Source organism: Streptomyces sp. NPDC006372, from assembly GCF_040612515.1.
In the GTDB taxonomy this organism is placed as follows: Bacteria; Actinomycetota; Actinomycetes; order Streptomycetales; family Streptomycetaceae; genus Streptomyces.
This window is the reverse complement of the sequence record NZ_JBEXQJ010000026.1, coordinates 53,840-75,470: the sequence shown is the minus strand read 5'-3', so window position 1 is coordinate 75,470 and position 21,631 is coordinate 53,840. Positions and strand designations below refer to the sequence as shown.

At 72.1% G+C, this 21,631-nt stretch carries 21 protein-coding genes and 1 pseudogene; 12 read left to right on the top strand and 10 right to left on the bottom strand.

Annotation, left to right across the window (positions count from 1 at the left end; genetic code table 11):
- Positions 1 to 56 precede the first annotated feature (56 nt).
- Positions 57 to 660: pseudogene (locus ABZ016_RS30510) on the top strand (DUF4291 domain-containing protein).
- A gap of 19 nt (positions 661 to 679) precedes the next feature.
- Here ABZ016_RS30510 and ABZ016_RS30505 read toward each other — a convergent pair.
- The 3 genes from ABZ016_RS30505 to ABZ016_RS30495 all read right to left on the bottom strand — a co-directional run bounded on the left by ABZ016_RS30505 (position 680) and on the right by ABZ016_RS30495 (position 2,470).
- The gene (locus tag ABZ016_RS30505) at positions 680 to 859 is read right to left on the bottom strand and encodes a hypothetical protein (RefSeq protein WP_356919922.1); all 180 of its coding nucleotides are present in this window, start codon (positions 857 to 859) and stop codon (positions 680 to 682) included.
- A gap of 98 nt (positions 860 to 957) precedes the next feature.
- On the bottom strand, positions 958 to 1,833 hold the full coding sequence (locus tag ABZ016_RS30500; RefSeq protein WP_356919921.1) for an undecaprenyl-diphosphate phosphatase: 876 nt from the start codon (positions 1,831 to 1,833) through the stop codon (positions 958 to 960).
- A 166-nt stretch (positions 1,834 to 1,999) separates the two neighbouring features.
- Positions 2,000 to 2,470, bottom strand: a complete 471-nt coding sequence (locus ABZ016_RS30495; protein ID WP_356919920.1) for a helix-turn-helix domain-containing protein — start codon at positions 2,468 to 2,470, stop codon at positions 2,000 to 2,002.
- Between the two features lie 93 nt (positions 2,471 to 2,563).
- On the opposite strand from ABZ016_RS30495, the gene ABZ016_RS30490 reads away from it, so the two are divergent.
- A complete protein-coding gene (locus tag ABZ016_RS30490; RefSeq protein WP_356919919.1) occupies positions 2,564 to 3,733 on the top strand; it encodes a thiolase family protein in 1,170 nt (389 codons plus the stop codon).
- Between the two features lie 22 nt (positions 3,734 to 3,755).
- Here ABZ016_RS30490 and ABZ016_RS30485 read toward each other — a convergent pair whose 3' ends face one another.
- Positions 3,756 to 4,547 (bottom strand): TVP38/TMEM64 family protein, encoded by a 792-nt coding sequence (locus ABZ016_RS30485; RefSeq protein ID WP_356919918.1) that lies wholly within the window; start codon positions 4,545 to 4,547, stop codon positions 3,756 to 3,758.
- A gap of 330 nt (positions 4,548 to 4,877) precedes the next feature.
- Between ABZ016_RS30485 and tuf the strand changes: the two genes are divergently transcribed.
- Positions 4,878 to 6,047 (top strand): elongation factor Tu, encoded by a 1,170-nt coding sequence (gene tuf, locus ABZ016_RS30480; RefSeq protein WP_356919917.1) that lies wholly within the window; start codon positions 4,878 to 4,880, stop codon positions 6,045 to 6,047.
- 112 nt (positions 6,048 to 6,159) lie between these two features.
- Entirely contained in the window at positions 6,160 to 7,005 is an 846-nt protein-coding gene (locus ABZ016_RS30475) for a fused MFS/spermidine synthase (protein ID WP_356919916.1), read from the top strand.
- On the opposite strand, the gene ABZ016_RS30470 is transcribed toward ABZ016_RS30475, so the two are convergent.
- Complete coding sequence (locus ABZ016_RS30470; protein WP_356919915.1) at positions 6,967 to 8,274, bottom strand: MFS transporter; 1,308 nt, start codon at positions 8,272 to 8,274, stop codon at positions 6,967 to 6,969. The genes ABZ016_RS30475 and ABZ016_RS30470 overlap by 39 nt on opposite strands.
- Positions 8,275 to 8,335: 61 nt before the next feature.
- Complete coding sequence (locus ABZ016_RS30465; RefSeq protein WP_356919914.1) at positions 8,336 to 9,343, bottom strand: hypothetical protein; 1,008 nt, start codon at positions 9,341 to 9,343, stop codon at positions 8,336 to 8,338.
- 178 nt (positions 9,344 to 9,521) lie between these two features.
- Between ABZ016_RS30465 and ABZ016_RS30460 the strand changes: the two genes are divergently transcribed.
- Positions 9,522 to 9,959, top strand: coding sequence for a DUF4442 domain-containing protein (locus ABZ016_RS30460; RefSeq protein ID WP_356919973.1), 438 nt, complete (start codon positions 9,522 to 9,524; stop codon positions 9,957 to 9,959).
- 63 nt (positions 9,960 to 10,022) lie between these two features.
- Here the strand turns inward: ABZ016_RS30460 and galU are convergent, their stop codons facing one another.
- The gene (gene galU / locus ABZ016_RS30455) at positions 10,023 to 10,970 is read right to left on the bottom strand and encodes a UTP--glucose-1-phosphate uridylyltransferase GalU (RefSeq protein ID WP_356919913.1); all 948 of its coding nucleotides are present in this window, start codon (positions 10,968 to 10,970) and stop codon (positions 10,023 to 10,025) included.
- Positions 10,971 to 11,321: 351 nt separating this feature from the next.
- Here galU and ABZ016_RS30450 point away from each other — a divergent pair, with 351 nt between their 5' ends.
- The 3 genes from ABZ016_RS30450 to ABZ016_RS30440 all read left to right on the top strand — a co-directional run bounded on the left by ABZ016_RS30450 (position 11,322) and on the right by ABZ016_RS30440 (position 16,379).
- Positions 11,322 to 13,127, top strand: a complete 1,806-nt coding sequence (locus ABZ016_RS30450; protein WP_356919912.1) for an RICIN domain-containing protein — start codon at positions 11,322 to 11,324, stop codon at positions 13,125 to 13,127.
- 154 nt (positions 13,128 to 13,281) lie between these two features.
- A complete protein-coding gene (locus tag ABZ016_RS30445) occupies positions 13,282 to 15,669 on the top strand; it encodes a phosphoketolase family protein (RefSeq protein WP_356919911.1) in 2,388 nt (795 codons plus the stop codon).
- Between the two features lie 71 nt (positions 15,670 to 15,740).
- Complete coding sequence (locus ABZ016_RS30440) at positions 15,741 to 16,379, top strand: DedA family protein (RefSeq protein ID WP_356919910.1); 639 nt, start codon at positions 15,741 to 15,743, stop codon at positions 16,377 to 16,379.
- Positions 16,380 to 16,431: 52 nt separating this feature from the next.
- Here the strand turns inward: ABZ016_RS30440 and ABZ016_RS30435 are convergent, their stop codons facing one another.
- Positions 16,432 to 16,959 carry a gamma carbonic anhydrase family protein gene (locus ABZ016_RS30435; RefSeq protein ID WP_356919972.1) on the bottom strand — a complete coding sequence of 176 codons (528 nt, stop codon included), beginning with the start codon at positions 16,957 to 16,959 and terminating at the stop codon, positions 16,432 to 16,434.
- A gap of 112 nt (positions 16,960 to 17,071) precedes the next feature.
- On the opposite strand from ABZ016_RS30435, the gene ABZ016_RS30430 reads away from it, so the two are divergent.
- Positions 17,072 to 17,869, top strand: coding sequence for an acyltransferase (locus ABZ016_RS30430; protein WP_356919909.1), 798 nt, complete (start codon positions 17,072 to 17,074; stop codon positions 17,867 to 17,869).
- A gap of 10 nt (positions 17,870 to 17,879) precedes the next feature.
- On the opposite strand, the gene ABZ016_RS30425 is transcribed toward ABZ016_RS30430, so the two are convergent.
- Positions 17,880 to 18,737 (bottom strand): DMT family transporter, encoded by an 858-nt coding sequence (locus ABZ016_RS30425; RefSeq protein WP_356919908.1) that lies wholly within the window; start codon positions 18,735 to 18,737, stop codon positions 17,880 to 17,882.
- 97 nt (positions 18,738 to 18,834) lie between these two features.
- Here ABZ016_RS30425 and ABZ016_RS30420 point away from each other — a divergent pair, with 97 nt between their 5' ends.
- Positions 18,835 to 19,407, top strand: a complete 573-nt coding sequence (locus tag ABZ016_RS30420; RefSeq protein WP_356919907.1) for an XRE family transcriptional regulator — start codon at positions 18,835 to 18,837, stop codon at positions 19,405 to 19,407.
- A 41-nt stretch (positions 19,408 to 19,448) separates the two neighbouring features.
- The gene (locus tag ABZ016_RS30415; RefSeq protein WP_356919906.1) at positions 19,449 to 20,006 is read left to right on the top strand and encodes a YbaK/EbsC family protein; all 558 of its coding nucleotides are present in this window, start codon (positions 19,449 to 19,451) and stop codon (positions 20,004 to 20,006) included.
- Between the two features lie 17 nt (positions 20,007 to 20,023).
- On the opposite strand, the gene ABZ016_RS30410 is transcribed toward ABZ016_RS30415, so the two are convergent.
- Positions 20,024 to 21,199, bottom strand: coding sequence for a cation diffusion facilitator family transporter (locus ABZ016_RS30410; protein ID WP_356919905.1), 1,176 nt, complete (start codon positions 21,197 to 21,199; stop codon positions 20,024 to 20,026).
- Between the two features lie 60 nt (positions 21,200 to 21,259).
- Here ABZ016_RS30410 and ABZ016_RS30405 point away from each other — a divergent pair, with 60 nt between their 5' ends.
- A complete protein-coding gene (locus ABZ016_RS30405) occupies positions 21,260 to 21,619 on the top strand; it encodes a metalloregulator ArsR/SmtB family transcription factor (RefSeq protein WP_356919904.1) in 360 nt (119 codons plus the stop codon).
- Positions 21,620 to 21,631 lie beyond the last annotated feature (12 nt).

Sequence of the window (21,631 nt, the reverse complement as noted above, 5' to 3'; positions counted from 1 at the left end):
AGCCGTGCGTGATATTCGGTGGCCGCCGGGGGCTCCCGGGGCCCAGCCTGTCCTTCGTGAACGATCGACAAGAACCGCGATTCCGTATCCGCGCCCGCCACACCGACTCCACGATCACCGTCTACCAGGCCTACCGCCCGGAGATCGGCGGCCCCGCCGCCCGCGACGGTCGCTTCCCGGCGTCCTGGAAGCGCGACCGCATGACATGGATCAAGCCGTCGTTCCTGTGGATGATGTACCGCTGCGGCTGGGGCACGAAGGAGGGCCCGGGAGACGGTCCTGGCGGTCGAGATCAGCCGGGACGGTTTCCTCTGGGCGCTGCGCAACGCCTGCCTGTCCCACCACGTCCCCGACCTGCACGGGGACCAGGCCGCCTGGAAGCGGCAGTTGAGGCAGGCACCCGCGCGGGTGCAGTGGGATCCGGAACGGGATCTGCGGCTCGAGCCGCTGCCGTACCGGTCGCTTCAGCTGGGGCTCGCGGGGGAGGCGGCGGCGCGGTACGCGGACGAGTGGATCGTGGGGATCGAGGACGTCACGCCGCTGGCCGCCGAGGTTCATGCGCTGGTGCGGGCGGGTGAACTCGACGCGGCCGCCGGGCTGTTGCCCGAAGAGCGGCCCTTCCACGTCGACGATGAGGTGCTGGCGCGGCTGCGCGCCTAGGCACGGCGGGCAGGGCCGGTCAGGCCGCCTTGACGACGCCGCCGCGGATCGCGGCGGCCCACTCGACGACGAGCAGCTCGTACTCCGCGCGCTCTTCGGCCGACAGGATGCCGCCCGTGCGCCGCCACAGCGCGCGGATCTCCTCGTTGACCTCGACGGCGGAACGCACGGAACCAGGGGTCACGGAATCGGGGGACATGCGGACAAGCCTAGGGGCAGCCACTGACAGCCCGCTACCGGACGGCTACCCGATCCCTATGCGGTTGGTCACGAGAGCCGGATCACACGGCGCCGTCGTCAGCCCGCCGACTCGGCCGCGTGCGGACTCAGCGCACCCATCGTGACCAGGACGATGATGAGGATGCCGAGCGCGATCCGGTACCACACGAACGGCATGAAGCTCTTGGTGGTGATGAACTTCATGAACCAGGCGATCACCATGTAACCCACCACGAACGCGACGATCGTCGCGAAGATCGTCGGCCCCCACGAGACATGGCCGCCCTCCGTCGCGTCCTTCAGCTCGAAGACGCCGGAGGCGAGCACCGCGGGGATGGCGAGCAGGAAGGAGTAGCGGGCCGCGGCCTCGCGCGTGTAGCCCATGAACAGGCCACCGCTGATGGTGGCGCCGGAGCGGGAGACGCCCGGGATGAGCGCCATGGCCTGGCAGACGCCGTAGATCAGGCCGTCCCGGACGCCCAGGTCCTCCAGGGCCTTGCGCTGCTTGGGCGCGCGGTGCCGGCCGCCGGCCTCGTCGCGGGCCGCGAGCCGGTCGGCGACGCCCAGGACGATGCCCATGCCGATCAGCATGGCCGCGGTGATCCGCAGGTCGCGGAACGGTCCCTCGATCTGGTCCTTGAGCGTCACACCGAGCACACCGATCGGGATCGAGCCGACGATGACGAGCCAGCCCATCCGCGCGTCGGGATCGCCGCGCAGTTCCTTGTTCGTGAGCGAGCGGGTCCACGCCGACAGGATCCGCCCGATGTCCTTGCGGAAGTAGATCAGCACGGCGGCCTCGGTGCCGATCTGCGTGATCGCCGTGAAGGCCGCGCCCGGGTCCTCCCAGCCCGAGAAGGCCGCCGTCAGCCGCAGGTGCGCGCTGGAGGAGACGGGGAGGAACTCGGTCAGCCCCTGGACGAGTCCGAGGATGAGTGATTCGAACCAAGACATGAGGTAGCGGAGTCCAAGTGCCGATCGTGGAATGGACGACGGGCACACCGGACCGCCCTGTGTGATGAGCGGGGAATCAGATGTGCCGAGGGGGAAGCGTAGCGCCCCCGGGTGACCGCCCGTACACAGGGGTTTGGAAGCCGGCCGTGCGCACGACGGGTCCGGCTCAGGCCGCCGTGGGTCCGGTCACCGACCAGCCGGGCGTCTGGGGGCGGGCCGTGAGGTCCTCGTGGCGCACCTCGTCTCCGCAGGCCCGGCAGGTGACGACCGGGGCGAGCGCCTGGCCGCAGGAGTGGTCGAGGATCATCGGCCGGTCGCCGTCCGTCCGCAGATGGCGGTCGCCCCACGCCATCAGGGTCATCAGTACCGGCTCCAGTTCCAGTCCGGCCCGGGTGGGCCGGTACTCGAAGCGCTGCGGCCGCTCGCTGTACGGCTGCCTGTCCAGGATCCCGGCGTCGACGAGCCGGCGCAGCCGGGTGGCGAGGATGTCACGGGGTGCGCCGATGTTGCGCACCAGCTGGTCGAAGCGGCCGTTGCCGAGGCACACCTCCCGCAGCACGAGCAGGGAGTACTTCTCGCCGACGAGCGCCAGGGTGTCGGCGATGGAACAGGGGCGCGGGTCCTTGGTGGCGGCCATGGAGGCCAGTCTAGGAGAGGGTTGGAATTTCCAACTCAGCGGGTTACGGTGAGTTCGGATTTCCTACTCACTGGTAGCCACGGAGGCCCGCCCATGCGTGACGCAGTGATCGTCGAAGCCGTACGCACCCCCATCGGCAAGGGCAAACCGAACGGCGCCCTCGCGCACATCCACCCGGTCGAACTCCTCGCCCACACCCTGCGCACCCTCGTCGAGCGCTCCGGTTGCGACCCGGCGCTGATCGACGACGTCATCGGCGGCACCGTCGACCAGGTCGGCGAGCAGGCCATGAACACCACCCGCTACGCCGCCCTCTCGGCCGGCCTGCCGGAATCCGTCCCCGCCACCACGGTGGACCGCCAGTGCGGCTCCTCCCAGCAGGCCGTGCACTTCGCCGCCCAGGGCGTCCTCTCGGGCGCGTACGACCTCGTCGTGGCCTGTGGGGTCGAGTCGATGAGCCGGGTGCCGATGTGGTCGAACGTGCCTCCCGGCAAGGACCCCTTCGGGCCCGGGATCGCGGAACGCTACCCCGAGGGACTCGTGCCGCAGGGCATCAGCGCCGAGCTGATCGCCGCCAAGTGGTCCATCTCCCGGGAGCAGATGGACGCCTTTGCCGTCTCCTCGCACGGGAAGGCCGCAGCGGCCTGGGAGAACGGGCTCTTCGACGCCGAGGTCGCGCCCCTGGAGGGCGTCACACGCGACGAGTGCGTACGGCCGGGCAGCACCACCGAGATCCTCGCCGGGCTCAAGCCCGCCTACTACGACCCCGGTTTCGCCGAACGGTTCCCGCAGATCGAGTGGAACGTCACGCCGGGCAACGCCAGCCCGATCAACGACGGCGCCTCGGCCGTGCTCATCACGTCGAGCGAGACCGCGGCCCGGCTCGGGCTGCGCCCGCTCGCGCGGCTGCACAGCTTCGCCGTCACCGGCTCCGACCCGCTGCTGATGCTGACGGGCGTGATCCCGGCGACCGAGAAGGTGCTGCGCAGGGCGTCGCTGACGCTCGACGACATCGACCTGTTCGAGGTCAACGAGGCGTTCTCCAGTGTCGTGCTGGCCTGGCAGCAGGAGACCGGCGCCGACCTCGCCCGGGTCAACGTGCACGGCGGGGCCATCGCGCTCGGGCATCCCCTCGGTGCGAGCGGGACCCGTCTGACGACGACCCTGGTGCACGCCATGCGGGAACGCGGCGCCCGGTACGCGCTCCAGACCATGTGCGAGGCGGGCGGGCTCGCCAACGCCATGGTGCTCGAGACGGTGTGAGCCGGACGGGCGTAACGCTTCGTCAGAGCTGGCGCAGGCGGTGCCGCTTGCGCCAGGCCACCACCACGCCCGCCAGCGCGGGCAGCGCGATGCAGGCCAGGGCGATCAGGAACGCGGGGGACGTCGGGGCCGAGGCACGGGCGCCGGCGACGACGTACGCGGCGGTGTTCGGGATCGAGCCGAGCCCCGTCGCCAGCAGGAACGGCAGCAGGCCCATGCGGGAGACGGCGGCACAGTAGTTCGCGGCCCAGAACGGCACACCCGGGAACAGCCGCACCGCCAGCATCGACCGGAACCCGTGCCGGCTGAGCTGCCCGTCCACGGCCTGCAGCCAGCGCCCGCGCAGCAGCGGCCGCAGGGCGTCCTGGCCCAGCGCCCGGCCGAGACAGAAGGCGATCCCGGCACCGAGCACCGTGCCGGCCAGGGACACGCCGAGCCCCAGCTGCGAACCGAACAGCGCGCCCGCCGCCAGGTTCAGCAGCGGCCTCGGCACGAACGCCACGGTGCACACGCCGTACGCCACCGTGAACACCAACGCCGCCGCGGCCCCGCCGAGCTGCGGAGGCCAGCCCTGCGTCAGCAGCCGCTGCGGCTCGAACAGCAGCACCGTGCAGGCACCCGCGGCGAGCAGTGCGACGAGCAGGGAGAGCCGCGACCACGGAGACAGCAGGACTCTCACGCAGCGGGCGGCGAAACCGGTGGATGCGACGGGCGAGGCGGTCGTGGCCGGGGGAACGGCGACGGCGAGCTCCGCGGCGGTGGCCCGGGGAGAGGCCGTGGCGGTGCCCCCAGAGCGGGTGGTGGCATCGAGCATCCGGTGACACTAACCGACAAATGTGTGTGATCGCCGTATGGTTCGTCTCACGAGCGTCACAGCCGGCCGTGCGCGACCCCGCGCCGAAGCCGCCGAAAACCATTCGACGTGGGGTAAAGCGTCGGCGATGATCGACGTCATGTTCCGGCACGCCTTCGCCCTCGCAGCATCCGTGGTCACGGATGCCCCGAAGGCTGCCGTCGATCTCACCGCCTTCACCGACGGCGCCCGAAGCTGACCCTCTCCGGTTCGTCCGGCGGACCCCGCAAGGGGAGGGTCGGGCAAGTCCTCGGGGTCCCACTTCATGACTAGACGCTTCGAGGTACAGCCATGTCCAAGACGGCCTACGTCCGTACGAAACCGCATCTCAACATCGGCACCATGGGCCATGTCGACCATGGCAAGACCACCCTGACGGCCGCCATCACCAAGGTCCTCGCCGACCGCGGCACCGGCGCGTTCGTGCCGTTCGACCGGATCGACCGGGCGCCCGAGGAGGCGGCGCGCGGCATCACCATCAACATCGCGCACGTGGAGTACGAGACCGACACCCGGCACTACGCCCACGTCGACATGCCGGGCCATGCCGACTACGTCAAGAACATGGTCACCGGCGCGGCGCAGCTCGACGGGGCGATCCTCGTCGTCTCCGCCCTCGACGGGATCATGCCGCAGACCGCCGAACACGTGCTGCTCGCCCGGCAGGTGGGTGTCGACCACATCGTGGTCGCCCTCAACAAGGCCGACGCGGGCGACGAGGAGCTGACCGACCTGGTCGAGCTGGAGGTTCGCGACCTGCTCACCGCGCACGGCTACGGCGGTGACTCCGTACCCGTCGTACGCGTCTCGGGTCTGAAGGCGCTGGAGGGGGACCCGCGCTGGACGGCGTCGATCGAGGCGCTGCTCGACGCGGTGGACACGTACGTGCCGATGCCGGAGCGGTATCTGGACGCGCCGTTCCTGCTGTCCGTCGAGAACGTGCTGACCATCACCGGCCGGGGGACCGTGGTGACCGGTGCGGTGGAGCGGGGTGTGGTGCGGGTCGGTGACCGGGTGGAGGTGCTCGGGGCGGGCGTCGAGACCGTGGTGACCGGGTTGGAGACCTTCGGCAAGCCGATGGAGGAGGCGCAGGCCGGGGACAACGTCGCCTTGCTGTTGCGGGGGGTGCCGCGGGATGCCGTCCGGCGGGGACATGTGGTGGCCGCGCCGGGGAGTGTGAAGCCGCGGCGGCGGTTCTCCGCGCAGGTGTACGTGCTGTCCGCGCGTGAGGGTGGGCGTACGACGCCGGTTTCCAGTGGGTACCGGCCGCAGTTCTACATCCGGACCGCGGATGTGGTGGGGGTCGTCGACCTCGGTGAGGTGGGGGTGGCTCGGCCCGGTGACACGGTTGCCATGACTGTGGAGTTGGGGCGGGAGGTGCCGTTGGAGCCGGGGCTCGGGTTCGCCATTCGTGAGGGTGGACGGACTGTGGGGGCGGGGACCGTGACCGTGGTGGGTTGAGGTGGTGGGGGACTGCGGGGTCGTTGTGGCTGGTCGCGCCCGCGCGGCGGAGCCGCAGACCAGCACAGCCCCGCGCCCCTTGGGGGCGTTGTCGGCCAGGCACAATGAAGGGGTGAACGAGCCCGTACCCGTCGCCCGGTCCGTCGATCACGGGTTTGCCAAGCTGATGCCCGACATCGATCGGGAGCGTGCCTGGTTGCTGACCGTCGACGGGGCGCCGCAGTCCTACGTCGATCTGGACGATCCGACGCATCTGGAGTTCGAGTACGCGCGGCGGCTCGGGCATGTGCTGGACGTGGTGGGGGAGCCGGGGGCCGCGCTGGACGTGCTGCATCTGGGTGGGGGCGCGCTGACCCTGCCCCGGTACGTGGCCGCGACCCGGCCGGGGTCCCGGCAGGACGTCGTCGAGGTCGACCGGGGGCTGCTGGAGCTGGTGGCCGAGCATCTGCCGTTGCCGGAGGGAACGTGTGTCACTCTGCATGCGGCGGATGCCCGGGGGTGGCTGGAAAACGGTGCCTCGGACTCGGCGGACGTCATCGTGGCCGATGTGTTCGGCGGGTCGCGGGTGCCGGCGCATCTGACGTCCGTCGAGTACGTCCGTGAGGCCGCGCGGGTGCTGCGGGACGGCGGGTGCTACCTCGCGAACCTGCCCGACTCCGCGCCGTTCGCCTTTCTGCGGTCGCAACTCGCCACTCTGGGCACCGTGTTCGAGGAGCTCGCGCTGATCGCCGAGCCGGGGGTGCTGCGGGGGCGCCGGTTCGGGAACGCCGTGCTCGTCGCCGGGCGCCGACCCGTCGACGTCGCCGCCCTGGCGCGGCTCACCGCAGCCGACGCCTTTCCCGCCCGGGTCGAACACGGCACCGCCCTGCGGGAGTTCATCGGTGGCGCGCGGGCGGTGCGGGACGAGGACGCCGTGCCGTCACCCGAGCCCCCCGACGGGGCGTTCGGTATCGGCTGACTCGCTCCCGGTGGCCCCGCCGCGCGTGACGTGCGTGGTCCTGCGCCGCAGGTTGCGTATGTCCGGTACGCACAGCGCGGCCGCCGTGACCAGGACGACCATACCGGCGCAGCCCCACAGGGCCGCCGTGCGGCCGAAGGTCTCCTCCGCGGGGCCGGCCGCCGCCGTGGCGAGCGGCACCAGCGCGACGGAGCCGAACCAGTCGTACGCCGAGACGCGGGAGAGCTTGTCCTCGGGGATCTCCTGGTGCAGGGCGGTCATCCAGGACACGCCGAACACCTCCACCGTCGCGCCGGCGACGAACATCACCACGTACAGGACACCGAGGGGCACCGGCACGGCGAGCGCTGCCGAGGGCAGGGCCAGGGGGAAGACGCAGAGGGTGCCGGCGAAGAGCAGACGGCGGGGTTTCCAGCGGGTCATGAGTACGGCTCCGGCGACCGTGCCGGCCCCGAACACCCCCAGGGCGAGACCCCATGGGCCCGCGCCACCGAGATGGTCGCGGGCGACGAGCGGGCCGTAGACGGCGTCGGCGGCGGCGACGACCGCGTTGGCGATGGAGAACTGGACGACGACGGCCCACAGCCAGGGCCGCCCGGAGAACTCCCGCCAGCCGTCCCGCAGATCGGCGAGCAACCCGCCGCCGGGCGTGCGCGGCGGGATGTGACCGACGTCGAGCAAGGCCCGCAGCAACCCGGCGACGGCGAAGGCCGCCGCGTCCGCCGCGAGCACCCAGCCGGGACCGATCACGGCGACCATGGCACCGCCGAGCGCGGCACCGCCCAGCGCCGCGCCCTGCATCGCCATCCGGAACACCGCGAACGCCCGGCCCGCCTGTTCGCCCTCGACCGAGGACATCAGCATGCCCTCGGCGGCCGGGCCGAAGAAGGCCTGCCCGGTGCCGCCCAGGGCGGCGAGCAGCATCATCTGCCACAGCCGGGGGTCGCCGGTCAGCACCAGGGCGGCGAAGACGGCCTGCGAGAGGCAGTTCAGGGCGTTGGCCGCGACCATCACGTGGTGCCGAGGCAGCCGGTCCGCGACGGCGCCGCCGATCAGCAGGAACAGCACCAGCGGGAGCGTCCGCGCCATGGCGACCAGACCGACGTCCCCGCCGTCACCGCCCGTCTCCAGGACGGCGAACGCCGCCGCGACCAGGGCTCCCTGGCTGCCCAGGTTGGTGACGACCGCGGCCGCCGTCAGCAGGGAGTAGTTGCGGCCCGCCCAGGCGGGTCGGCGGGGGAATCGCGAGGAGGCGGTGGGGGACGTCACCGGCCGACTATCGCCGGGGAGGGGCCGGCTTGCCAAACGGATTCTGACGGCCCCCTGCCCGTCACGCCCCGTTGGGCGGCTCCTTGGTGAGGCGCACCGTGCTCAGGATCTTCTGGACGGTCGCCTCGGACAGCTCGTCCTTGACACCCTTGGCGCCGAACAGGTTCCAGGTGACGAAGTCCCCGGCGCCGTTCTTGAAGGCGAAGGTGATCGCCTTGCCTTCGCTGTCGCACTTGCCGTTCTGGGGGGTGTTCTCCGAGTGCGCCGTGGCGACACTGCCCTTGATGCCCGACTTGGTGGTGTACGGCTTGGGCTTGGTGTACTTGACGCTCTTCTTGTCGGGCTGGGTGTAGCCGCCGAAGATCCACCACGGTACGCGGGTCTCGGCCGCCTCGTCCGTGGTCTTCGCGCCGTCCTCACCGCGGGTGCCGGCGGTGACCAGGGCGGTGTCCTCCTCGCGGCCGTCCTTGTCGGGGTCGCTCGTGCACCACTTGGACTTCAGGTAGGCGGGGGCGGTGACGGTGGTGCGGTCCAGCTCACCGTCCTTCTTCTCCCACTCGAAGCCCACACTCGTACCGGGTGTCTCGATCTCCCAGTCGGCGGGGACGTCGAACTCGGTGCCGAAGCGCGTGTTGACGACGACCTTCCAGCCCGGGATGGTCGCCTTCTCCGCCTCACCGCCGCGCGGGTTGTCCTCCGAGGCGGAGGCGCTCGGCTCCTCGGGGGTTTCCTTGGAGACGGTCGGGGCCGGCTTCTTGTCGTTCTTCCCGTCCGCCGTGTCGCTCTCGTCGCCGCCGAGCACCAGGAAGCCGGTGACACCGGCCGCCACGACCACCGCCGTGGCGGCGATGATCGCGACCAGCTTCGTCCGGTTGCCGCCACCACCCTGCGGGGGCTGCGGCGCACCGGCCGGCGCGGGCGAGCCCCACTGGGGCTGCTGCCCATAGGGATTGGGCTGCTGATAGCCCGGCTGCTGATACGGATTCGGCTGCTGGTACCCCGGCTGCTGGTACGGGTTGTTCGCTTGCGGGTTCTGCTCGCCCCCGGGCGGCTGCTGTCCTGGCCACATGGGCAGCAACCCTAGCCGCGCTCCGATCGGATCCGGTCACCGCCTGTGCACGGAGACGTAGCAACCCGGGAACAGGACGGCGCGGACGGTTGCGGTGGCAACCGGTGCGGCGGTCGTCACACCGCCCTGGCCAGTCGTCTCTACTCGTGAGTAACATGCGGCCATGAGCGCAGACCAGATGTCCATCGGCGAGATGCTCGCCGCCACGGTGCCCATGGCCCGGACCCTGAACCTCGAGTTCCTCGAGACCACGCCGGAGCGGGCCGTGCTGTCCCTGCCGGACCAGAGCGAGTACCACAACCACGTGGGCGGTCCGCACGCCGGTGCGATGTTCACGCTCGGGGAGTCCGCGAGCGGGGCGATCGTGCTGGCCGCGTTCGGGGACCAGCTCTCGCGGGCCGTGCCGCTCGCCGTCAGTGCCGAGATCGCCTACAGGAAGCTGGCGATGGGGCCCGTGACCGCCACCGCCACGCTGGGCCGCCCGGCCGGCGAGGTCGTCGCGGAACTGGACGCCGGTGGGCGTCCCGAGTTCCCGGTGACGATTGCCATCCAGCGGGCGGACGGTGCCGTGACCGGCGAGATGACCGTGGTGTGGACACTGCGCCCCAACGGCTGACCGGGCTGCGGTGTTCGGGGCCCCGGCCGGGGTGGGGAACCCGGGCCGGGGCCTCGTCCCGTCTCAGGCGGCGACGCGTCGGTGTGCGGCGTGAGTGTCCTCCAGTTCCGCGACGAAGTCCCTGAGCCATGACACGAACTCCGGCCCGAGGTCGGGCCGGTCGCAGGCCAGCCGCACCACCGTGCGCAGGTAGTCGGCCTTGTCGCCGGTGTCGTGGCGCAGGCCCTTGAAGACGACCCCGTGCACGGTGCCGCCCGCGGCCAGTTCCTGGAGGGCGTCGGTCAGCTGGATCTCGCCGCCCCGGCCCGGTGCGGTGCGCTCCAGGACGCCGAAGACGGCCGGGTCGAGGACGTAGCGCCCGATGACGGCGTAGCGGCTCGGGGCGTGCTGTGGGGCCGGCTTCTCGACCAGGCCGGTGACGCGGACGACGTCCTCGTCACCGGTCGGCTCGACGGCGGCGCAGCCGTAGCGGTGGATCTGTTCCGGTGGGACCTCCATCAGGGCGACCACACTGCCGAGCCGCCGGTCGCGGACGTCGAGCATCCGGCTCAGCAGCGTCTCGCGCGGGTCGATGAGGTCGTCGCCGAGGAGGACCGCGAAGGGCTGGTCGCCGATGTGCCGACGGGCGCACAGGACGGCATGGCCGAGGCCCAGCGGGTCGCCCTGCCGGATGTGGTGGATGCTCGCCAGCCGCGCCGGGTCGCGCACCGCGTCCAGTCGTACGGTGTCGCCCTTGGCCGCCAGCGCCTGTTCCAGCTCGAAGGCGTGGTCGAAGTGGTCCTCGATGGCCCGCTTGTGCCGGCCGGTGACCATCAGGACGTCGTCGAGTCCCGCCGCTGCCGCCTCCTCGACGACGTACTGGATGGCGGGCTTGTCGACGACCGGCAGCATCTCCTTGGGCGTCGCCTTCGTGGCGGGCAGGAAGCGGGTGCCGAGGCCGGCCGCCGGGACGACCGCCTTGCGGACGGTTCGGGCGGGAGCGGCCGGTTCGGAAGGGTGGGGGGCGTTCATGCGGCCCAGGCTGGCGCGCGGAGATGAGAGCACGCCGAGAGCCGCATGGGAGAAGGCTGTGGAGTTGAAGATTTCGTGGACCAACCGCCTTTGCCCGTACACAAGTCGAGCCTCTCGGCAGCGGTGTTGTCGAATGCCGGTGCGGATACCGCCGGTAACATATCTGAATTTCCCGCGTTTTGAACGTGGGTCATGCGAACTCCTTGTTACCTGTGAGTCGTATGTGCGAAAGTGAGCCGCCTCACAGTCAAGTCCGCGGCTGACGCGGCACAGGTATGCACCAATCACCCACCTGCTTTCCGACGGACGCGCAATTCGCATGCCGTCCTGCGGCTGGAAGGAAATGGTTCCGTGCAATCCCCCTACCCCCCACGCCCTCCCTACGCTCCCCGCCCCGGGGCCCGGCCCGCGGATTCCGACCGCAATCTCCTCGCCCGGGCCGGCGAGCCCGCCGAAGGCCCGCGCGCGGTCGCGCTGTTGCTGGCGCGGCACTGGCGAGCGGTCCACGAGTACGCCGTGATCTGTCTCGCTTCCGCGGACGATTCGGCGTCGATGGCGGCCGCCGCCGCGTTTCGCAGGGAACTCGGCGGACCGGGCGGCGGCGCCCTGCGCCCACGACTGCTCGCGGCCGTGCGGGACACGGTCGGGGAGTGGGCCGCCGATGACGGCATTTCCGAGGTGCTGCCGGAACTCCGTAAACCCGTCGGGGGCCGCGGTCTGCGCGCCGCACGGTCCGCGACACCCGAAAGGCGACGCCTCGCCGAGCGCGCATTCCGGGCCCTTCCCGGGGCTTCCCAATGCCTGCTCTGGCACACGGAGGTGGAGGCCGAGCCCCTTTCCGTACCGGCCGGTCTGCTGGGCGTCGACCCGGGCACCGCGTCGGCGGCGCTGGCGCAGGCGCGCGAGCAATTCCGGGCGGGGACTGTGCGGGCGCACCGGGAACTCGCGCCGAGCCAGGAATGCCGCTACTACAACCGCCTGCTCGACGTTCCGATGCGCCGCGGCGGAGCCCTGCTGCCGGACGTGCAACGGCACCTGATGGCCTGCCGGTACTGCCGTCACGCCGCCGAACAACTCAGCCATTTCGAGGGCGGACTCGAGGATCTGCTCGTCGAGACGGTGCTGGGCTGGGGCGCCCGCCGCTACCTCGCGTCACGGCCGGGCCGCGACGAGGGCCGGAGCGCCCTTGCCGCGCCGCCGAGCCACGGCCGCCACCGTCTCCCCGCCCGTGTGCTCCCGGCGGGCGGCCGGCCCGGGGCGCCGAGGAAACACACCAGGGCACTGGTCGCCGCCGTCGGTCTGACCTCCCTCGTGCTGCTCGCGACCCTGTTCGCCGCCCGGGGCTGGACCGAGGAGAGCGGCACCGCCGGCCCCCGGGCCACATGGGGAGCGGTCAGCGGCCATTCGGTCGACCCGGACCCCCTGGGGACCTCCTCGGCCGCATCCGCGGACGGCCCGGCCGAGGTGGGCCGGGGGCGGCTGCGCAACCTGGAGGCCGGCCTGTGCCTCGACGTCCGGGGCGGTCGGGACCGGGCCGACGCCGTGCTGACATCCTGCTCCGCCGGGTCCCCGCAGTGGTCCTACCGGGACGACGGCATGCTGCGCAGCGCCGCCGACCCCACCCTCTGCCTCGACTCCGACCCGGCCGAGGGCTCGGTCGTGACGGCGGGCTGTCTGGTGCACGCAGGGGTCGTGCGCTACGACCTGACCGTGCGCGGCGAACTCCTGCCCCGCGATGGCCGGGGACTCGCCGTGGCGCCCGGGAAGGGGCACGACGTGATCGTCACCGACCGCGACGGCTCGCAGGCCCAACGCTGGGCGCTGGAACCGGCCGGATCCCAGGGCAGTGCGGGGGAGCTCCGGGAGAAGCGGGCCCAGGACGCCCCTGGGGAGAGCCGCCGGGACCGGAAGCAGCCGCGGAAGGGCACCCCGCCCGGCCCTCGGGCCGGCCCCCCGCGGACCAGCTCCGGGGAGCTGCCCCAGCAGCGGTACGAGACGCGGTTCGCCCGGGTGGACTGCTGCGATGAGGCCGAACCGGGGGCCGTTCCCGGCGACACGGGCTCGTCCGGCATCGCTGCACCGGGGCCCGCGGCCGCCGAGGTAGCCATGGCCGCGACCACTACCGCGGCGAGGCTCCACCCTGCTGCGCTCCCGTAGACCGGACCCTCCGGGCCCGCCCTTTTGATGGGCCAACCGGGGCTGAGACGGCTGTACCGGATCTCCGACGGCGCATGGCCGAGAGGCGCCTGGCATCGAACCGGAACAAACTGGTACTCCTCCTGAGGCCGTCGCAGAACCCAGGGAGTCACTCATGCCCGAGGCCCCGCGCCAGGACAGCAGCACCGCACCGACCGACGAGGAACTGCGCACCCTGGACGCCCACTGGCGGGCCGCCAACTACCTGGCGGCCGGTCAGATCTACCTGCTGGCGAACCCCCTGCTCACCGAGCCGCTGCGACCCGAACACATCAAACCGCGGCTGCTGGGGCACTGGGGCACCTCCCCCGGCCTCAACCTCGTGCACACCCACCTCAACCGGGTGATCAAGGCCCGTGACCTGGACGCCCTGTGCATCTGGGGCCCGGGCCACGGCGGACCGTCGGTACTGGCCAACTCCTGGCTGGAGGGCAGCTACGGCGAGAAGTACCCCGACGTGACGCGGGACGCGCAGGGCATGGAGCTGCTGATGCGGCAGTTCTCCTTCCCCGGCGGCGTGCCCAGCCATGTCGCCCCGGAGGTGCCCGGCTCGATCCACGAGGGCGGCGAACTCGGCTACTCCCTCGCCCACGCCTACGGCGCCGCCCTGGACCACCCCGGCCTGCTGGTCGCCTGCGTGATCGGCGACGGCGAGGCCGAGACCGGCCCGCTGGCCGGCTCCTGGCACGCCAACAAGTTCCTGGACCCCGTCCACGACGGCGCCGTCCTGCCGATCCTCCACCTCAACGGGTACAAGATCGCCAACCCGACCGTGCTGTCCCGCCTGCCCGAGGCGGAGCTGGACGCGCTCCTGCGCGGCTACGGCCACGAGCCGATCCACGTCAGCGGCGACGACCCGGCCACCGTCCACCGCGCGATGGCCCAGGCGATGGACACCGCCCTCGACCGCATCGCCGAGGCGCAGCACGCGGCCCGAGAGGAGGACGTGACCGAGCGCCCGCACTGGCCGGTGATCGTGCTGCGCACCCCCAAGGGCTGGACCGGCCCGGCCGAGGTGGACGGTGAGCCGGTCGAGGGGACCTGGCGCTCCCACCAGGTGCCGCTGGCCGGCGTCCGCGACAACCCGGAACACCTGCGGCAGCTGGAGGCCTGGCTGCGCTCCTACCGGCCCGAGGAGCTGTTCGACGCCGAGGGCCGACCGGTCGCCGACGTTCTCTCCTGCGTTCCCGAGGGCACCAGGCGGCTCGGCGCCACGCCCTACGCCAACGGCGGACTGCTCGTCCGCGACCTGCCGGTCCCTCCCCTGGACGACTTCGCCGTCCCGGTCGACAAGCCGGGCACCACGATGCACGAACCCACCCGGGTCCTGGGCGACCTCCTCGCCCGGGTCATGCGGGACACCGCGCCCCGCCGCGACTTCCGCCTGGTCGGCCCGGACGAGACGGCCTCCAACCGGCTCCAGGCCGTCTTCGACGCCAGCGGCAAGACCTGGCAGGCCGGCACGCTGCCCGAGGACGAACACCTGGACCGGCACGGCCGGGTGATGGAGGTCCTCTCCGAACACCTCTGCCAGGGCTGGCTGGAGGGCTACCTGCTCACCGGGCGGCACGGGCTGTTCTCCTGCTACGAGGCGTTCGTGCACATCGTCGACTCGATGGTCAACCAGCACATCAAGTGGCTGCGCACCTCCCGGCGCCTGCCGTGGCGCGCCCCCATCGCCTCCCTCAACTACCTGCTCACCTCCCACGTGTGGCGGCAGGACCACAACGGCTTCTCCCACCAGGATCCCGGCTTCGTCGACCACATCCTCAACAAGAGCCCCGAGGTCGTCCGCGTCTACCTCCCGCCGGACGCCAACACCCTGCTGTCCGTCGCGGACCATGCCCTGCGCAGCCGCGACTACGTCAACGTGATCGTCGCCGGGAAACAGCCGTGCTTCGACTGGCTGTCGATGGACGAGGCCCGCGTGCACTGCGCCCGCGGCGCCGGCATCTGGGACTGGGCCGGCACCGAGGACGGCCTGCGCGAGCCCGACGTGGTGCTGGCCTGCGCCGGTGACGTCCCCACGCAGGAGGTCCTGGCCGCCGCGCACCTGCTGCGCCGGCACCTGCCCGAACTGGCGGTCCGCGTGGTGAACGTCGTCGACCTCGCCCGGCTGCTGCCCGAGGAGGAGCACCCGCACGGCATGAACGACTTCGAGTACGACGGCCTCTTCACCACCGACAAGCCGGTGATCTTCGCCTACCACGGCTACCCGTGGCTCATCCACCGCCTCGCCTACCGCCGCGCCGGCCACCAGAACCTGCATGTGCGCGGCTACAAGGAGTCCGGCACCACGACCACGCCCTTCGACATGGTGGTCCGCAACGACCTCGACCGCTACCGCCTCGTCATGGACGTCATCGACCGCGTCCCGGGGCTGGCGGTGCGCGCCACGGCCGTACGCCAGCGGATGGCCGACGCCCGCACCCGCCACCACGCCTGGATCCGCGAGCACGGCACCGACCTGCCCGAGGTCGCCGAGTGGACGTGGAACGCCTGAGCCCCGGAAGGCGTCCTGTAACCGGGTAGGCTTCCCGGGCACGCAGGGAGGCTCGGGGAAAGGAATCGGCGTTGCACGTCCAGGAATGGCTCGAAACGGTACCCGCGGTCGCCGTCTACGCGCTGGTGGGGCTGGTCATCGGCCTGGAAAGCCTGGGCATCCCGCTGCCCGGCGAGATCATCCTGGTCTCCTCCGCGCTGCTCGCCTCCCAGCACGGCGAGATCGACCCCGTCGTCCTCGGCGCCAGCGCCACGGCCGGCGCGATCATCGGCGACTCGATCGGCTACGCCATCGGCCGCAAGGGCGGCCGCCCCCTGCTGGCCTGGCTGGGGAACAAGTTCCCCAAGCACTTCAGCGAGGGGCACATCGCCACCGCCGAGCGCTCCTTCGAGAAGTGGGGCATGTGGGCCGTCTTCTTCGGCCGCTTCGTCGCCCTCCTGCGCATCTTCGCCGGCCCCCTCGCGGGCGTGCTGCGCATGCCCTACTGGAAGTTCCTCATCGCCAACGTCCTCGGCGGCATCGTCTGGGCCGGCGGCACGACCGCGGTCATCTACTACGTGGGCATCGTCGCCGAGTCCTGGCTGAAGCGCTTCTCGTGGCTGGGCCTGGTGGCGGCGGTCCTGGTGGGCCTGACGTCCATGCTGGTGATCAAGCGCAAGGCGAAGAAGGCGGGCCAGAGGGTGGAAGTGACGGAGGCCCAGGTTCCTTAGGGGCGCGGGGAACTGCGCGACCAGCCCCCACGCTCCCGTGCTCGCACGCGACCTACGCATGCACCTCGCGATGCGCCTTCGCCAACTCGGCGTACATCGTGCCGTTGAGGGAAATCCCCTGCCGCTCCTCCTCCGTCAACGGCCGCTTGACCTTGGCCGGCACCCCGGCGACCAGCGACCCGGCCGGTACCACCATCCCCTGCGGCACCAGCGCCTGCGCGGCGACCAGCGACCCCGCCCCGATCACCGCACCGTTCAGCACGGTCGCCCCCATCCCGACCAGACAGTCGTCCTCGACGGTCGCACCGTGCACCACCGCGTTGTGCCCGATGGACACCCGCTCACCCACCGTCACAGGGAACCCCGGGTCGGCATGCAACGTGCAGTTGTCCTGGACATTGCTGCTCGCACCGACCGAGATCGCCTCGACGTCGCCCCGCAGCACGGCCCCGTACCAGACGCTCGCCCCGGCACCCAGCGTCACGCCCCCGATCACCGACGCCGTCGGCGCCACGAACGCCGTCTCGTCGATCTCCGGCTCCCGGCCCCCGATACCTGTGATCATCGCCCGCTGTCCCATGCCCGCCTCCAGAAACGTCGTAGACAACGCGCAAACCGTACGACACCCGGTGGGGCGAAGATCACAGGCCTCCGACGCCGCGGGGTGAGCTACCGGTGAGTACCGTGACCCCGTGCCGAAGCGCAAGAACACGTTCTCATCCTGGCGGCGCGGCCTCGCGCAGCGCGTCGTCCACGCGGGCTGGGCCTGGGTGCAGCGCACGGGCTCCGTCTCCGCCGAGCATCCCGGGCGCTACCGATTCGGCGCGATGGGAACAGGTACCAGACTCGCCTTCCCGCTCGGCACGGTCTTCGGCGAACCCTGGATCCATCTCGGCGCGCACTGCATCATCGGCGAGCAGGTCACCCTCACCGCGGGCCTGATGCCCGACCTCGACCTCGGCCCGGACCCGATCCTGCGCATCGGGGACGGTGTCGTCCTGGGCCGTGGCAGCCACGTCATCGCCGACACCACGGTCACCATCGGCAGCGACTGCTACTTCGGTCCGTATGTCTACGTGACGTCGACGAACCACTCCTACGACGATCCGCACGAGCCGATCGGCAAGCAGTGGCCGCGGATGGAGCCGGTGGAGATCGGGCCCGGCTGCTGGATCGGCACCGGCGCGGTCATCCTGCCCGGGGCCCGCATCGGGCGGAACGTGGTGGTGGCCGCCGGGGCGGTCGTCCGGGGCGCGGTGCCCGACCACGCCGTGGTGGCGGGGGCGCCGGCCCGCGTCGTACGGCGCTGGACACCCGCCGACGGCTGGCAGCCGCCGCTGCGCACCCCGCCGCCGGTGCCGATACCCGAGGGCGTCACGCCCGACCAGTTGCGCGCCCTGTCGGACCTGGACGAGGAGACCGCGGCGCGACTGGCCGAGCTGGACGAGGACGCGGCGGCCGGGCTCGCGGAGCTTGAGCCGGGATCCTGAACCGCCGGGTTCAGCCCGATGCCAGCAGGACCGTCCCCACCAGCGCCAGGCCCGCGCCCGCGGCCTGCACCGCCCGCAGCCGCTCGCGCAGGACGCCCCGCGCGGCCACCGCCGTCACCACCGGGTAGAGCGAGGCGAGCACGGCGGCGACGGTGACGGGGCCGTGCTGCGCGGCGATCGAGTACGTGCCGTTCGCCGCGACGTCCGCGAGGCCGACGAAGGCGAGCGCCGGGAGGGAGCGCCACGGGAAGCCGTCCGCCGGGAGGGCGGGCGCCCCGCGCCGCACCGACACGTACAGCGCCGTTCCGCCGGCGGCGACGTTCGTCACCCGCTGCACGAACAGAGCGAGGAACAGGCCCGTCAGGGTGGAGGACGCCTCGGCGATCAGGGCCATCACCGCGCCGAAGCCGAACGCCGCGAGAAGGGTCAGGGCGATGGCCTGGCGCTGCACGGGGGCGCCGCGGAACTGGGGGCCGCCGGCGAGGCAGACGCCCGCGACGGCGACCAGGATGCCGGCGAACTGCAGGACGCCGGGCCGCTCGCCCAGCACCAGACCGACCCCCACCGGCACGGCCACGCCGACCGAACCCAGCGGCGAGACCACACCCATCGGGCCCAGTGCGAGCGCCTTGTAGAAGGCGAGCATCGCCACCGGCCCGACGAGGCCCGCGGCGACCGCGAACCACAGCTGCGGCCCCGCCTCGCTCCAGCCGCCGGTCGCCACCACGACCGCACCGAGCACGGTCACCGCGATCGACTGCGACACCACGACCACGGTGAGCGCGGGGGTGCGCCGGGCCAGCAGTCCGCCGCCGAAGTCGGCCAGACCCCACAGCAGGCTGGTGGCCAGAGCGAAGAGTGCTGTCATCGTTCGGAAGCCTCGCAGTACAGTTCAGTGAACGATCAGGTCAACCACACCATAGTGCAGTCCGTTGCACTGTGTCATACAGAATATTGGACGGAATGTGTCGGACCTCGACCTGCTGACCCAGTCCCTGGCGCGCAGTGTCAAGCACTGGCGCGCGGTGCGCGGCTTCACCCTGGACGTGCTCGCCGCCCGGGCAGGTGTCAGCCGCGGCATGCTCATCCAGATCGAGCAGGCCCGCACCAACCCCAGCCTCGGCACCGTCGTCAAGATCGGCGACGCGCTCGGCGTCAGCATCACCACGCTCCTCGACTACGAGCAGGGCCCGAAGGTCCGCATCGTCCCCGCCGAGCAGGCCGTACGGCTCTGGCACACGGAGTCCGGCAGCTACAACCGGCTGCTCGCGGGCACCGAGGCGCCCGGACCGCTGGAGATGTGGGACTGGCGCCTCATGCCCGGCGAGAGCAGCCCGTCGGACCCGCACCCCTCCGGCACCGTCGAACTCCTCCATGTCACGGCCGGGGAGCTGACGCTCACCGTCGACGGCGTGGAGCACCGCGTGCCCGCGGGCGCCAGCGTCTCGTTCGAGGCCAACATCCCGCACACGTACGGCAACGCCGGGGGCGTGCCGATGGAGATGATGATGGCCGTCTCGGTGCCGCCCGTGTCCTGAGACGCCAGGCCCGGGGCGGTCGGTGTTGTTAGCGTGCTGGCATGCGCGCACCCATCGGGCACTTCGACGACGCCCGCCCGGCTCCCGCCTGCCTCGACGAGCTCACCGGCCCGGTCGCCGACGCGGTACGCCACTGGCGGGGCAGCGTCCCCGCGGGACAGATCCTCTACGTCGACACCGACCCGGAGTGGGCAGACACCGCCGTGTTCGTGGAGCACTACGGCCGTGACCTGCTGGAGCGGTCGGCGAACTGCGTGGTCGTCGCGGGCAAGCGGGGCGGCGAGAGCACACGGGCGGCGTGCGTGGTCCTGTCCACGACCCGGGTCGACGTGAACGGAGCCGTGCGCCGCCAACTCGGCGCCCGGAAGGCCTCGTTCGCCGCGATGAACACGGCGACGGAGGAGACCGGCATGGAGTACGGCGGCATCACTCCGCTCGGGCTGCCCGGCGACTGGCCCGTGCTGGTGGACGCGGCCGTCGTCGACCTGCCGTACGTCCTGGTCGGCAGCGGCCGTCGGCGCGGCAAGCTGCTGGTCCCCGGCAAGGCGTTCGCGGAGCTGCCGGGCGCGGTGGTACTGCAAGGGCTCGGGCTCGCCTGACCCGCACCGCTCCCGGCCTACGCCACCGCGTGGTGGGCCAGCGGCAGATGCGGGTCGGCCTCGCCCGGGGCCGGTTCCGGGTCGGCGTGGACCAGCGCCGCGGTCAGGCGCGGCACGGCGTGCAGCAGGGCGTGCTCGGCGTCGACGGCGATGCGGTGGGCCTCGCGCACCGTCACGTCGCCGTCCACCACGACCGCCACCTCGGCCCGCAGCCGGTGACCGATCCAGCGCAGCCGCAGCTCCCCCACGCCGCGTACGCCCGTGACCTCGGCCAGCGCCCGCTCCGCCCGGTCCACCAGGGCCGGGTCGACCGCGTCCATCACCCGCCGGAACACCTCCCGCGCCGCGTCCCGCAGCACCAGCGCGATCGCCGCCGTGATCACCAACCCGACGATCGGGTCCGCCAGTTGCCAGCCGAGGGCCGAACCCCCGGCGCCCAGCAACACGGCCAGTGAGGTGAATCCGTCCGTGCGGGCGTGCAGTCCGTCGGCGACCAGCGCGGCCGAGCCGATCGCCCGGCCGACGCGGATGCGGTAGCGGGCCACCCACTCGTTGCCCGCGAACCCGACGAGGGCGGCCACGGCGACCGCCGGGACATGGTCGACTGGTCGTGGGTCGAGGAGGCGGTCGACCGCCGTCCAGCCCGCGAAGGCCGCGGACGCGGCGATCGTCAGCACGATCACCAGCCCCGCCAGGTCCTCGGCCCGCCCGTAGCCGTAGGTGAAGCGGCGCGTGGCCGCACGCCGGCCCAGCACGAAGGCGATCCCGAGGGGTACGGCGGTCAGCGCGTCCGCGGCGTTGTGCACGGTGTCCCCGAGCAGCGCCACTGAGCCGGAGACGACCACCACGACCGCCTGCGCGAGCGCCGTCACGCCGAGCACCGCGAGCGAGACCCAGAGCGCCCGCATGCCGCGGGCCGAGGACTCCAGCGCGGGATCCACCTTGTCGGCCGTCTCGTGGGAGTGCGGGGTGAGGAGGTGGGAGAGGCGGTGGGAGAGACGGCGGCGGAGACCGGTGGGGGAGTGGCCGTGCTCGTGTCCCCCGTGCCGGTGACCGCCGTGGTCGTACCCGTGGTCGCCGGGCCCGTGTCCGTGGCCCGCGTGCTCGTGGCCATGGCCCTCGCGCCCGTACCCGTGATGCCCGTGCCCGTGTCCGTGTCCGTCTCCGTGCGGGTGGTCGTGCCGGTCGCTCACGTGGATCCCCTTCCGGTGCCGGAGTGGACGTGCTCACGCCCATGGCGCCATTATGTGCGTATGAGCGCACGCATGCACCTGTCACCTGCGGACGATGCGCATCCGCGCACCCCGGGCGAGGAGCAGTTCGCGCTCGCCGCCGAACTCCTCGCCCTGCTCGGCGACCGCACCCGCCTCACCCTGCTGCATGCTCTGACCAGGGCGGAGGCCGATGTCACGACACTCACGGAGGTGTGCGGCGCGGCGCGGCCGGCCGTCAGCCAGCACCTGGCGCGCCTGCGCCTCGCGGGTCTGGTGAACACGCGGAAGGAGGGCCGCCGGGTGATCTACTCACTCCGCGACGGCCATCTGCGCCGGCTCGTGGACGAGGCCCTGAACGTGGCCGACCACCGGCTCACCGACCGGCCCGTCCACGACTGAGCCGGTACGGTG